The organism is Pseudomonas sp. GG8, from assembly GCF_052976945.1.
This window is the reverse complement of sequence record NZ_JBRIIP010000001.1, coordinates 3,196,313-3,209,083: the sequence shown is the minus strand read 5'-3', so window position 1 is coordinate 3,209,083 and position 12,771 is coordinate 3,196,313. Positions and strand designations below refer to the sequence as shown.

Here is a 12,771-nt window from a genome sequence, read left to right as displayed (position 1 = left end):
TTCAGGTGCTCTCTACGCACCGGGAAACATGATCGGGTCATATGCTAATGAGTACATTGAACCAGAAGGGTGCGGATAAGTTTCCCGGTTCCCTTATTTGGGGCAATGTAGGTCGTGGGCAATAGAGTCGTCATGGTATGACCATGCCCCCTGCAAGCTGCTGCGCAGTCTGGAAAAGCGGGGGGAGTGCTGATTACCCTTATTTAGGCATATAAGCCAGTTGCCAGCGGCGTGGGATTTTCAGTGCGGCAAACCCCAAAACGGCAGAAAGCAAGCCGCTGAACAATAGAGCTTTCATACCCAGTTGCTGCTCAAGCAGGGCGCCGATCACCGCACCTGCAAACATGCCGGTCCAGGGTATCAACTGAACTCGCCATCCATTTCTTCGCTCTCCCAGCATCCACCGGCCTAATCCTCTGCCGAATCGTGAGAGTGCGCCTGTCACGTAAGTCAGGCCAATCGGGAAGCCATTGACCTCTTCGACGGCGGCGTTGAGCATGCCCATGGCGATAATAGCGGCCAACAGTGCTGGCAGTTGAGCGGTCAATGGCAAGGCTGCCGCAGCGGATAACAACGCAGCGATGCACAGCAGCAAGGGAAGGGCGCGTCGCCCCGTCATTCGGCTTACGACAATGCCCAGTGTATTGCCGCCGATAAACGTGGCAACGACGATAAGCAGTCGCAGCATAAGCCCGAAGTCGCCTTCGCTTATGGCCACGGCCAGGCGGGTGGTGTTGCCGCTCATGAACGATACGAAGTCACCGGTTGCCATAAAACCGATCGCATCCGTCATGCCTGCCAATACCGAGAGACCGGCAACCAGACACAGGCCAACGCGCCCACGCCATTTCTGTGTGTGCAGCCGCGCGGGATTGGTAAGGATTTTAAGGGGGGAAGGCAGCATCAGCGTATCGGGCTCCTTGGGGGGATTCGTGAGGTCAAGGTGCTGGTATCGTCATATCTCAGCGCAGAGTATGAGGCAAAGCCCAGTGGATTTGAATTCGACGAATGCCTCTTCAAGGATTCCTTGCTTTTCGAGCGGGAGTTTTCGCGGTTGCGCCAACAGTCAACCTGTTCATTTTAAGGCGGCTTACCCACGCGAAGCATGGGTAAGCCGGATTACGTCGCCTTGACAGCGTTCATGCCTGGCTGTGTATTACCACAGCGGTACGATATAGCTCACGTAGAAGCGATTTTCGTCCTGCAGGGTCTGCCCGGTAATACTCGGGTTGGCCCTGGCGTTCTTCCAGGTAACACCCAGGCCCTTCAGTTTCCCCTCAGGCACTTGGTAGCTCAACGCAAGGTTGCGTTCCCATTCGCTGTCACCACCGCTGGCCACTCTGATCTGATCACCATGGGCATAAGTGGCTGCGAAGCCCAATCCTTTGACGCCCAACTGGCCAAAATCATACTTGTACTGCGCAAGCCAAGTACGCTCGCCGGCGTGTTGGAACTTGTTCAATTGCATGTTGGTCAGCGCTGGGGTGTCAGCGCCCGCACCCGGTCCCTGACGGGCGTCACCGCTGTTCAGGCCTGAGTCCAGGTAAGGGAAGTCGCTGTCGCCGGTGTTTTTCTGAAGGCCCAAACCTAAGGTGTGGCCTGCCAGGCTATAGCTTTCCATCAAGCTAATAGTCGACTGGTTGATCCGCCCTTTGCTCAGGCCATTACCGTAGTAGCCATTGGTTGCAAAGTCACTGTCGCCATTGGCGTTGCCGCCTATGCCCAGGCTGCGGTAACCACGGAAATCACTGGCGAGGCTACCGACGGGTAGTTGAGTGATGTGCTTGGCACCGATAAAGGCTTGCTGATAGTAATCCTGCAGGTTGGAGTACCACAGGCTCAATGTGGTGTCGGCAATGCCCGTGTAATCGGCGCCGCCATAGAGGAAGCGATCACTGAGTTTGGCGCCGCCACCGGTGATCATGCCACTGTCGTTGGTTTCGTTGCGGATTTTCGTCCGAATGATATCGCCACCGGTAAAGGTGAAGTCTGACAAATCCTTGGAAACCAACTGCGCCCCGGTATTGGTCTGGTGGTACAGACGCCCATCGGTATTGGCCAGCATCGGGTTGTTTTGATACAGCCCGCCCACACGCAACTCATCTTTAAGGAAGCGCATTTTGAGGGTAGGGGTCAGCACGGCGAAGTCATTGGCGGACTTGCCGTTATCCAGCGGGAACATGCTACCAGGGTAACGGCTTTGATTGCTCTTGTCGTTCAGGTCGCCGCCGGAGTCGAGTTTGAGGCCATAGAAGCCCTCAACATCCAGACCAACGCCAACGGCGCCTTCGGTGTAGCCAGACTTGAAGTTGAGCTGAAAGCCCTGCCCCCAGTCACGGTAGCTTTTGGCTGCTTTACTAGGATTGTTATTGCCATCTATACCGCGACCCTGCTGATTAAGGTAGCGATTGAGCAACGTAAGGTCGGCATGGCTGTCGTCGATAAAATCCGCTTGAGCAGACATCACTACGCTGCCCAATATGGCGCCGACAATGGGTTTGTGCAGTTTCTTGATCATCATGGGTCTCGTTCACAGGGGTATTCAAACTGCCGATCAGCTACTCAAACGGCAGTATTGCGATGCTGGCGGTCAACGCCTTTATCTGTGCAATATTTTGAAACGCATTAGGAAACAATGACATGACAATCATGTGACAGGACGCTAAGAGGAATGTCGCATTGACCGATGCCTGAAAATCGAGGTTGGTAGGGGTAAAGCGGAGGGCGTTCTTTTAATTTTCCTTGCAGGGGATCTGATGTAACTAAATCCCCTTTAACCTGACGTCAATGTTTAGAGGCAGGTGGCCAGCGCGCTAAGCCTGCGCTCTGCAATCGAATTACTCAGTGCCTGGTAATAATTGACAGTTGTGCCGGACGCTCCACTGAGCACATCAACGAAGTACTCCGAGCCCCTTGTGTAGACCGTGAGTTCTTTCTGGCTACCGGAATGTATAAACGCATCACCCTCTACGCCAAAAACTGACTCATCCTGCCAGGCGAACTGGATACATTGGGCGACGAGCTCGCCTGACTTTTGAGATAAAAACGTCTTGTACGGGCCTTGGGATCTGGCCTCATTCATGGCCGGCGCTGTACATCCCGCCAACATCCCCAAGGTCAGGGCAGCTATGAGCATCCGCATTATGCTTCCTCGTTCTGAAAGTGCCGACTTTAGCACTCCGCAGTCATGAGTCCACTTACTCCATGCACCCTTGGGAAACTCTGAAAAAGGTTTCCAAATCTGGTGAAATACCCTCCATCACATGAGCTGAACGGTTGAGCCCCATGAAGCAGATTTCTTTCGCTGATGCTGAGTACGCAGGTAAACGTAAGCGGACCCGCCGTGAGATTTTCCTGAGCGAGATGGACAAGGTCGTGCCCTGGAAGGGGTTTATTGCGTTGATCGAACCGCATTATCCAAAGGGTGTTGGGGGACGTCCGGCGTATCCGTTGATGGCGATGTTGCGTGTGCACCTGATGCAGAACTGGTTCGGCTACAGCGATCCGGCCATGGAAGAATCGCTGTATGAGACAACGATTCTGCGCCAGTTTGCGGGTTTGAATCTGGAGCGCATTCCCGACGAAACCACGATCCTCAACTTCCGTCGCCTGCTGGAGAAAAACCATCTTGCCAGGGGCATCATGGAGGTCGTTAATGGCTATCTGGGCGACCGAGGCTTGATGCTTCGTCAAGGCACTATCGTTGACGCCACGATCATTCATGCGCCGACCTCGACCAAGAATAAAGAGGGTAAACGCGATCCCGAGATGCATCAGACCAAGAAAGGAAATCAATATTATTTCGGGATGAAAGCGCATATCGGGGTGGACGCTGATACGGGCCTGACCCATAGCGTGGTGGGCACGGCAGCCAACGTCGCGGACGTTACCCAAGTCGATCAGTTGTTGCACGGCGAAGAGAGCCATGTCTGCGGCGACGCGGGCTACACCGGGGTGGAAAAGCGGCCGGAACATGAGGGGCGCGAGATGATCTGGTCGATCTCCGCCAGGCCCAGCAGCCGTCGCAAACATGGTGAAAAAAGCGTCATTGGCCGTGCGTTGCGCAAGATCGAATATGCTAAATCGCAAACTCGGGCCAAGGTTGAGCACCCGTTTCGGGTCATCAAACGCCAATTTGGTTACACCAAAGTGCGGTTTCGCGGACTGGTAAAAAACACCGCGCAGTTGGTAACACTGTTTGCGTTGTCGAACCTGTGGATGGCGCGCCGACATTTGCTGGAGCCTGTAGGACAGGTGCGTCCGCAGTATGGAAATTAAGGGTTAATAAGCGCCTAAAACCGGCTTATTCATCGAAAAAAGTCGATATTTCAGAAATTTCAGCGAGGTATTCTCTTTTTGAGCGTCTGACGCCCGATTTTCTGTAAAAAGAAGGCCTTACTTCAGACCTTCCCTTGCTTTTTTTGACCCAAATCAAGCCACTCACGGTCACCCGATATATGTTCACGTGACGCACGGACGCAAACTCTGAACACGAGTAGAGTCAAGCGGATGGTCAGATCAAGCACGACAACTACCCCCCACAGACACCCGCGTTTCGAGACCGCCGCACGGCTGACTTCGGGTGTGTTTATTGTCGTGAGTGTCGATCCGTGTTCCCGACCCGACCTTAATCATGAAAGACCTGTTAAACAGGACATACGATGAAAGATTTCTCGCCTCTGGAGGCGAACGCCACTGCTGAGGTGGGCCTGAGCGAGTGTGAGGCCCAACTTCGTCTTGGCCGGGATGGCCCGAACGAGATGCCGGTTTCGCAACCACGAAGCGTGCTGCGTCTGGTTCGCCAGGTCGCGACTGAGCCGATGTTTCTGCTGTTGCTGGCGTGTGGGGCGCTCTACATGGTGCTGGGGGATGCCCAGGAAGCCTTGATGCTTCTGGGCTTCGTCTTTGTGGTCATGGGCATGAGCTTTGTCCAGCAGCGGCGCAGCGAGCGCTCGCTGGACGCTCTGCGCGATCTGTCCAGCCCGCAAGCCCAGGTCCAGCGCGACGGCCTAATACGCCGGATCGCGGCCAGAGAGCTGGTGCTGGGCGACATCGTGCTTCTCGCTGAAGGCGACCGGGTGCCTGCCGACCTGCAACTCATCGACGCACCGAACTTCGCGGTCGACGAGTCACTGCTGACAGGAGAGTCGGCATCGGTGGACAAGCATGCGTCGCCTTTGAACGTGATCGATGACGATAGGGCCATCGCACAGGATACAGCGGATCTGTCGCGGGCCTTTTCGGGCACGCTGGTCACGCGCGGCACTGCGCGTGGGCGGGTTATCGCTACTGGCGAGCGCAGCGCGCTGGGGCGCATCGGCCAATCGCTCGCGGGGATCGTAGTCGAGGCCACACCGATCCAGCAGGAGACGCGTTGGGTTGTCAAACGCGTGGCGCTCGTCGGCCTGGCACTGGCCGCTTCCCTCGCCGTTACCCACGCACTTATCCTCGGTAGCTGGTTGCAGGGTTTATTGGCCGGACTTACGTTGGCGATGGCCATCCTGCCCGAGGAGCTGCCGGTCGTGCTGACGCTCTTTCTGGGGCTGGGTGCCTGGCGTCTGGCTCGCGAGAAGGTACTGGCGCGTAGCATTCCCGCCATTGAATTGCTGGGGGCGACGACGGTGTTGTGCGTTGACAAGACTGGCACGCTGACCGAAAACCGAATGACGGTGCGGCGTCTGTGGTCCGAAGAGGCAATTTATGACACCTCGCAGGCGGGGGGAGCGGCACCGCTGCAGGACGAGTTGCATGGCCTGCTGGAGTACGCGGTGCTGGCGAGTCATCGCCGTGCGTTTGATCCGATGGAGTTGGCCATTGGTGAAGCCGGCCAGCGCCTGTTGGCGAATACCGAACACCTGCATGGCAACTGGACGCTCGTCGACGACTATCCGTTATCACCCGAAATGCTGGCAATGTCTCGGGTATGGCAAAGTCCGGACAAGGGCTCACCTGCCCGACTCATTGCGGCCAAAGGCGCGCCGGAGGCCATCGTCGATCTATGTCACCTGGATGCCACGCGCAGTGCTGTGATCGCCAGGCAGGTCTTGGCGATGGCGAGCGACGGCCTGCGCGTGCTGGGTGTCGCGCAGGCCACGTTTGATACAGAGGCGCTGCCGAAACTGCAGCACGACTTCGATTTCCAGTTCCTCGGGCTGGTTGCTCTGGAGGACCCGGTGCGGCCCGATGTGCCGCAGGCCATTGCGGAGTGCAAAGCCGCAGGCATACGCGTCGTGATGATGACGGGCGACCACCCGGCCACTGCGATCTCGATAGCGCGGCAGGCGGGCTTGAGTGCTGAGGCGCCAGTCATCACCGGGACTGAAATCGCTACATTGAGCGATGAGGCTCTGACTGCGCGCCTTGCCGACACGCACATCTTCTGCCGTGTGCAGCCCGATCAGAAGCTGCGCCTCGTGCAGGCATTCCGCGCTCGGGGCGATGTGGTCGCGATGACGGGCGACGGTGTCAACGACGCCCCGGCGCTGAAGGCCGCCGACATCGGCGTTGCCATGGGCGCGCGAGGCACCGAGGTCGCGCGCGAGGCCGCTGCACTGGTTTTATTGAACGACGACTTTGCCTCACTCGTGACGGCCGTTCGTTATGGTCGCCGGGTGTTCGCCAACCTGCGCAAAGCGATTGCCTTCGTGGTGGCGGCGCATGTCCCCATCGTCGGGTTGTCGATCCTGCCTGTATTGATCGGCTTGCCGATGCTGCTGATGCCGGTGCACATCCTCTTCCTGCAACTCATTATCGATCCCGCGTGTTCGGTAGTGTTCGAAGCCGAGGCGCTGGAGGCGGACGCGATGAAGGTTGCGCCACGGCGGACGGATCAGCGCCTGTTCGACAGGGCCTTGATGGTGCGTGGATTGTGGCAGGGGGGCGGTTTGCTGGTGTTGTTGCTGGGGACTTACGCGAGTGCGCACTTAATAGTGCCTTCTGATGCCGGTCGTGATGACATGGCGCGGGCGCTGACATTTGTCGTGCTGGTGCTATCGAACCTCGCCCTGATACAGGCCAATCGCTCTTGGGTCCATACCTCGTGGCACAGCAGCAGTGCCTCCAATCGGCAATTCGGCTGGATCGCGGCGGGAACGATCGCCATGTTGTGTGGGGTGCTTTTCGTACCCGCCATTAGCCGGCTGTTTTCGTTCGTGACGCCAACGCCTGTGTTGCTCGCGGCGGCACTCGGCGTCTCGATCGTGAGCCTGATCTGGTTCGAATGCGTCAAGTGGGGCCTTCGTGCCCGTTCAACCAACGCCGTTAAACCGAGCTGTCTGGATTGAGTATCAATACACTGCCGGGCATCTTGTAAAGAATGCGCTCTGCCGTGCTTCCGAGCAGATGCCCCAAGCTTCGGTGGTGTATCCGGCCCATAACGATAACGTCGATGTCTTGGCTCTCGGCAAAGCGGGCTAACACCTTGGAAGGGCTTCCCAACATAAAGTGACGGTTCTCCACCGGAACACCGTTGCGTTCAGCCAATGTATCGAAGGCTACGTTTTCCAGTTCGTACAATGTCGGTGTGGTCGGTGTCAGGTTTGAATCGAACATCATCGAGGCACTGGCGTAGCTATAATCCGCCGCATCAATCATCGACAGGTCATAGGCATACACCACATCAACTTGAGCGTTGCATTGAATGCCCAGTTTTAACGCTTCGTGAATGATCGTGTCATTGAACCCCGAATACTGATCATCGGGATGGAGTAGATCAACCGCTGCAACGATTCTGCGAGGCGTAGGGTTATGGCTCTTTGCAACGAAGTGCAAAGGGTAGGGACACTCGTGAAGCAACTGCAGGTCCAGGGTGGTAAATACAGCACGCTTTAATAACGACTCGTGTTGCAAATCCTTGATCACCAGATCAACAGGCATCTCGTGCAGGTATGTAAGCATTTCCTTCAGGGGATGTTCAGCCCACACCACTTCTGTCGTGACCTCTATGCCCAGATGACGTAGCGGATGCGCTTGCTCTTCCAGCCATTGACGATGGCGCTCGACATAGCTGTAGCGCATTTCTTCCAGTGCCCGTTCGTTGACCAGTCCGGCGGTCGCCAAGCCTTCCAGATAATCAAAGGCAACAATGTGCAGCGCAGCACCTTTGGCTTTTGCCAATGCTGTGGCGCGCTCAAACGCCGGGGTTTTATCCAGCAAAGGAGGAACAATGAGCATGAGTCGCTGTTGGTTGGTCATGATGCACCCCGGCGAAAAAGTCGTTAGTTGCCAGCGATAATAGCCGTTTAACGCAAGCATGTTCCGAGTCGTGGCGCAGTATTTGATGTGGATCAACCTTAATATAGCCAGTTGCGCAATCAACCTGATGTTCGCGGCGCTGATGATCCCGAACAGGCTCCAGGCCAACGGGCGCGTGGGCAGGCGAGGCTCGTCAGACATGCGCCAAGGGCAAGGCCCAATTTGGATAAGGCTGTATATCCATACAGATAAAGGTTGCTTCAACCCCCAACACTGCGCATGCTGCACCTCACCCCTCGACGCAATGAACGATGACGACCATGCGGCTCTTCCTGTGTGAAAAACCTTCCCAGGCCAAAGACATTGCCAAGGTGCTGGGCGCTAACAGGCGCGGCGATGGCTGCTGGGTGGGATCAAACGTCACGGTGACTTGGTGCATCGGTCATCTATTGGAGACCGCACCGCCAGACGCCTATGACGCCCGGTACAAACGTTGGGTCCTGGCCGATCTGCCGATCATACCCAAAGAGTGGAGAATGCTGGTCAAGCCGAAGACCGCAAGCCAGTTCAAGGCTGTCAAACGTCTGCTCGGTGAGGCCCGCGAGCTGGTCATTGCGACGGATGCCGATCGTGAAGGTGAAATGATTGCCCGCGAGTTGGTGGAGTACTGTCGGTATCGCGGGCCGATTCAACGGCTCTGGTTATCAGCCCTCGACGATGCGTCGATCCACAAGGCGCTGGCGGCGCTCAAGCCCGGTGCCGAGACATTTAGTCTCTATCATTCGGCGCTGGGCCGCTCGCGCGCTGACTGGTTGATTGGGATGAACATGAGTCGGTTATTCACCCTGCTTGGGCGCCAGTCCGGCTATCAGGGCGTGCTGCCGGTAGGGCGGGTACAGACACCGACCCTGCGTCTGGTGGTGGACCGCGACCGCAGCATTGCCGTTTTTGTGCCGGTTCCGTATTGGGCGATTGATGTGCAGCTACTCTGCGACGGCACGTATTTAACCGCCCAGTGGCGCGCGCACGAAGACACATGTGACGAGCACGGTCGCTGCTTGAACCAGGCACTGGCTCAAGAGGCTGCAGCCGCCATGACCAATGCCGCCAGCGCACGGGTGATCAAGTTGCGCACCGAGCGTATGCGCGAAGCACCGCCGTTGCTGTTCGATTTGGGTACTCTTCAGGAGGTGTGCTCCAAGAAACTGGGCTTTGGCGCTCAAGAAACCCTGGATATCGCCCAGGCACTTTATGAAACCCATAAAGTCATTACCTACCCGCGCAGTGATTGCGGCTATCTGCCGCTGAGCCAGCACAGCGAAGCGCCAGCGATCCTGGCAGCCTTGGGCCGTGCCGATCCGGGCTTGGTGGACCTGCTGAAACACGTAGACCCCAAGCGCCGCTCGCGGGCGTGGAACGACGCGAAGGTCAGTGCCCACCACGGCATCATCCCGACTGCCGCAACGATAGACCTTGGGCGCTTGGTAGGTAAGCATCGGGCGGTCTACTCCTTGATCCGGGCGCGCTATCTGGCGCAGTTTCTGCCGAACCACGAATACGACCGAACCCAAGCCGATTTTGATTGCGCCGAGCAGGCGTTGCGCGCGGTGGGCAAGGTGATCGTGGAGCCCGGTTGGCGGCGTGCACTTCCGCAAGCCGTGGCCCCCGCCAAAGGCCGCGAAGCGCCTCCCGCCCAAATTCTGCCGGCCCTGACCGAAGGGCAAGAGTGTGACGTAGCGGACGTGACGCTGAAAGACCTCTGGACCCAGCCGCCCAAGCCCTTCACCGAAGGCGATCTGATCAAGGCGATGAAGAACGTCGCCAAACTGGTAGACGATCCCCGTCTCAAGCAGAAACTCAAGGACACCACCGGCATCGGTACCGAGGCGACGCGCGCCGGGATCATTCAGGGATTGCTCAATCGGGGCTATCTGATCAAGCAGGGCAAGGCATTAGCCGCCACCCCGGCAGCCTTCAGCCTGATCGACGCCGTGCCCCGAGCCATCGCCGATCCCGGAACCACCGCCATCTGGGAGCAGGCGCTGGATATGGTTCAGAGCGGCGAGATGAGCCTGGAGGACTTTGTGGCCAAACAGTCAGCCTGGATGAGCAAACAAGTGGATCGTTGTGCTGGCTTGGGCCTGAGCATTGCCGGACCTGCGAGCCCGGCGGGTCGCGGCACTACGCCCTGGAAGAAGAAGCGCAGTACAGCCGCACCCAAGACCGCGACCGCCAGTAAGCGCCGCAAAGCCAAATAGCCTGGCTTGATTGAGACGCGGGTCCCAAAAAACGGGTGATGGGGCGACCTCACCGAATCCACTGCGACGGGAGAAATAGGCAAAAGATGCAACGTTTGCCGCTGCAGGCGCTCATAGAAGTAGGCAACAGCGCAGACAGGATTGGTTCAAGGATGTTCATATCGCTTTAGGCATTCTTCTCCAATCCACCTTAAAGAGGGAGTGACTGAACAGATGACAACCCCGGACAAGCAGTATGTGGAGTGGCTGGTTGAGCAGTCGATGCTCAATGCCGCCAAGCAGCGCGCCAAATTGTATTCGGGGCAGGGCAGGCTCTGGCAGAGGCCTTATGCGCAGACTCGTCCCCGAGATGCTTCGGCCATTGCATCGGTCTGGTTCACCGCTTACCCGGCATCGATTGTGACCCGTGAGGGCGGCTCTGTGTTGGAGGCGCTTGCCGATGAGACGCTGTGGCACGCCTTGTCCGAAATCGGTATTGAAGGCATTCACAACGGCCCACTCAAAACCTCCGGTGGTTTGCAAGGGCGTCTTCGTACACCCAGCATTGATGGCAACTTCGACAGGATCAGTTTCGAGATCGATCCAGAGTTGGGCACCGACGCGCAATTTCAAAGTTTGAGCCGCATCGCCGCTGCGCACAACGCCGTCATCATCGACGATGTGATCCCCTCTCACACGGGCAAAGGCGCTGATTTTCGTCTGGCTGAAATGGCTTACGAAGACTATCCAGGCCTCTACCACATGGTCGAGATCAGGGAAGAGGACTGGCACCTGTTACCTGACATTCCGCAAGGTCGGGATGCGGTGAATCTCACGCCGGAAATCGTCGATTGTCTCAGAGACAAGCATTACATCGTGGGGCAATTGCAGCGGGTTATTTTCTTCGAGCCGGGTATCAAGGATACCGATTGGAGTGCCACGTCGGTGGTTCAGGGCGTGGACGGAAAGGACCGGCGCTGGGTGTATCTGCACTATTTCAAAGAAGGCCAGCCATCACTCAATTGGCTGGACCCAAGCTTTGCCGCACAACAGATGATCATCGGCGATGCGTTGCATGCCATCGATGTCATGGGCGCACGGGTCTTGCGTCTCGACGCCAATGGTTTTCTCGGGGTCGAGCGCAAGGCTGAAGGCAATGCCTGGTCAGAGAGTCACCCGTTGTCGATCACCGGTAATCAACTGCTGGGCGGGGCCATTCGCAAAGCCGGAGGGTTCAGCTTTCAGGAGCTGAACCTGACCCTGGATGACATCGCCGCCATGTCCCACGGCGGTGCCGATCTGTCCTACGACTTCATTACCCGACCGGCTTATCAGCACGCGTTACTGACCGGCAATACTGAGTTCTTGCGCCTGATGCTGCGTCAGGTCCATGTGTTCGGGATTGATCCTGCGTCGCTGATTCACGCGCTGCAAAACCATGATGAGTTGACCCTTGAACTGGTGCACTTCTGGACGCTGCACGCCCACGATACTTATCACTATCAGGGGCAGACCTTCCCCGGAAACATCTTGCGCGAACACATCCGCGAAGAAATGTACGAACGGCTGGCAGGGGAGCACGCGCCCTACAATCTCAAGTTCGTCACTAACGGCGTGTCCTGCACCACGGCCAGTATCATCACGGCCGCCTTGGGCATTCGGGACCTTGAGGCCATCACTGAGGCAGACATTCAGCGGATCCAGCACATTCATGTGCTGTTGGTGATGTACAACGCGATGCAGCCGGGGGTTTTCGCCTTGTCCGGCTGGGACTTGGTGGGCGCGCTGACACTGCCGGCCGAACAGGTTCAACATTTGATGCAGGACGGCGATACGCGCTGGATTCATCGGGGGGCTTACGATCTGGTCGACCTCGACCCTGACGCGGAGTTTTCGGCCGGCAACATGCCGCGTCCGAAGACCCTATACGGCAGCCTGGTCGATCAATTGCAGCGGCCGGACTCCTTTGTTTCTCTGCTCAAGAAAATACTGGCTGTGCGGCGCGCGTATGACATCGCCGCCAGTCGCCAGATTTTGATCCCTGACGTGCAGCATCCAGGTCTGCTGATCATGGTTCACGAACTGCCAGCCGGGAAGGGCACCCAGATCACCGCACTGAACTTCAGTGCTGAACCCGTCGTCGAGACCTTGCATCTGCCCGACATCGCCCCCGGCCCGGTCGTTGACATCATCAATGAACGAGTCGAGGGGGATCTGACCGAGCAAGGCGAATTCACCATCACCCTGGACGCTTATGAAGGCCTCGCGTTACGGGTGGTGAGTACATCGCCGATGGTTTGAGGATGACCGGCTGGCTTCGCTCCTGTGGTCCATAGGTTTA

General features: G+C 57.5%; 8 protein-coding genes. 4 read left to right on the top strand and 4 right to left on the bottom strand.

The annotated features are described in order from the left end of the window. Positions 1 to 199 precede the first annotated feature (199 nt). The 3 genes from ACVBEG_RS15535 to ACVBEG_RS15525 all read right to left on the bottom strand — a co-directional run bounded on the left by ACVBEG_RS15535 (position 200) and on the right by ACVBEG_RS15525 (position 3,142). Positions 200 to 904 carry a YoaK family protein gene (locus ACVBEG_RS15535; protein WP_322178630.1) on the bottom strand — a complete coding sequence of 235 codons (705 nt, stop codon included), beginning with the start codon at positions 902 to 904 and terminating at the stop codon, positions 200 to 202. 252 nt (positions 905 to 1,156) lie between these two features. After that, a complete protein-coding gene (locus ACVBEG_RS15530; RefSeq protein WP_322178631.1) occupies positions 1,157 to 2,518 on the bottom strand; it encodes an OprD family outer membrane porin in 1,362 nt (453 codons plus the stop codon). 273 nt (positions 2,519 to 2,791) lie between these two features. Continuing rightward, a complete protein-coding gene (locus ACVBEG_RS15525; protein ID WP_322178632.1) occupies positions 2,792 to 3,142 on the bottom strand; it encodes a hypothetical protein in 351 nt (116 codons plus the stop codon). Between the two features lie 143 nt (positions 3,143 to 3,285). Between ACVBEG_RS15525 and ACVBEG_RS15520 the strand changes: the two genes are divergently transcribed. Next, positions 3,286 to 4,278 carry an IS5 family transposase gene (locus ACVBEG_RS15520; protein ID WP_447107587.1) on the top strand — a complete coding sequence of 331 codons (993 nt, stop codon included), beginning with the start codon at positions 3,286 to 3,288 and terminating at the stop codon, positions 4,276 to 4,278. Positions 4,279 to 4,661: 383 nt separating this feature from the next. Next, a complete protein-coding gene (locus ACVBEG_RS15515) occupies positions 4,662 to 7,283 on the top strand; it encodes a cation-translocating P-type ATPase (RefSeq protein WP_322178633.1) in 2,622 nt (873 codons plus the stop codon). On the opposite strand, the gene ACVBEG_RS15510 is transcribed toward ACVBEG_RS15515, so the two are convergent. Next, complete coding sequence (locus tag ACVBEG_RS15510) at positions 7,261 to 8,193, bottom strand: universal stress protein (protein WP_322183093.1); 933 nt, start codon at positions 8,191 to 8,193, stop codon at positions 7,261 to 7,263. The genes ACVBEG_RS15515 and ACVBEG_RS15510 overlap by 23 nt on opposite strands. A 320-nt stretch (positions 8,194 to 8,513) precedes the next feature. Here ACVBEG_RS15510 and ACVBEG_RS15505 point away from each other — a divergent pair, with 320 nt between their 5' ends. Further along, complete coding sequence (locus ACVBEG_RS15505) at positions 8,514 to 10,451, top strand: DNA topoisomerase III (RefSeq protein ID WP_447107992.1); 1,938 nt, start codon at positions 8,514 to 8,516, stop codon at positions 10,449 to 10,451. 213 nt (positions 10,452 to 10,664) lie between these two features. After that, positions 10,665 to 12,731 carry a maltose alpha-D-glucosyltransferase gene (gene treS, locus ACVBEG_RS15500; RefSeq protein ID WP_322178635.1) on the top strand — a complete coding sequence of 689 codons (2,067 nt, stop codon included), beginning with the start codon at positions 10,665 to 10,667 and terminating at the stop codon, positions 12,729 to 12,731. Positions 12,732 to 12,771: the final 40 nt, after the last annotated feature.

What these genes read in the sequence shown, in the direction of transcription:
- ACVBEG_RS15535 (WP_322178630.1), bottom strand. Translation starts at nt 904, where the DNA reads ATGCTGCCTTCCCCCCTTAAAATCCTTACCAATCCCGCGCGGCTGCAC.
- ACVBEG_RS15530 (WP_322178631.1), bottom strand. Translation starts at nt 2,518, where the DNA reads ATGATCAAGAAACTGCACAAACCCATTGTCGGCGCCATATTGGGCAGC.
- ACVBEG_RS15525 (WP_322178632.1), bottom strand. Translation starts at nt 3,142, where the DNA reads ATGCGGATGCTCATAGCTGCCCTGACCTTGGGGATGTTGGCGGGATGT.
- ACVBEG_RS15520 (WP_447107587.1), top strand. Translation starts at nt 3,286, where the DNA reads ATGAAGCAGATTTCTTTCGCTGATGCTGAGTACGCAGGTAAACGTAAG.
- ACVBEG_RS15515 (WP_322178633.1), top strand. Translation starts at nt 4,662, where the DNA reads ATGAAAGATTTCTCGCCTCTGGAGGCGAACGCCACTGCTGAGGTGGGC.
- ACVBEG_RS15510 (WP_322183093.1), bottom strand. Translation starts at nt 8,193, where the DNA reads ATGACCAACCAACAGCGACTCATGCTCATTGTTCCTCCTTTGCTGGAT.
- ACVBEG_RS15505 (WP_447107992.1), top strand. Translation starts at nt 8,514, where the DNA reads ATGCGGCTCTTCCTGTGTGAAAAACCTTCCCAGGCCAAAGACATTGCC.
- treS (WP_322178635.1), top strand. Translation starts at nt 10,665, where the DNA reads ATGACAACCCCGGACAAGCAGTATGTGGAGTGGCTGGTTGAGCAGTCG.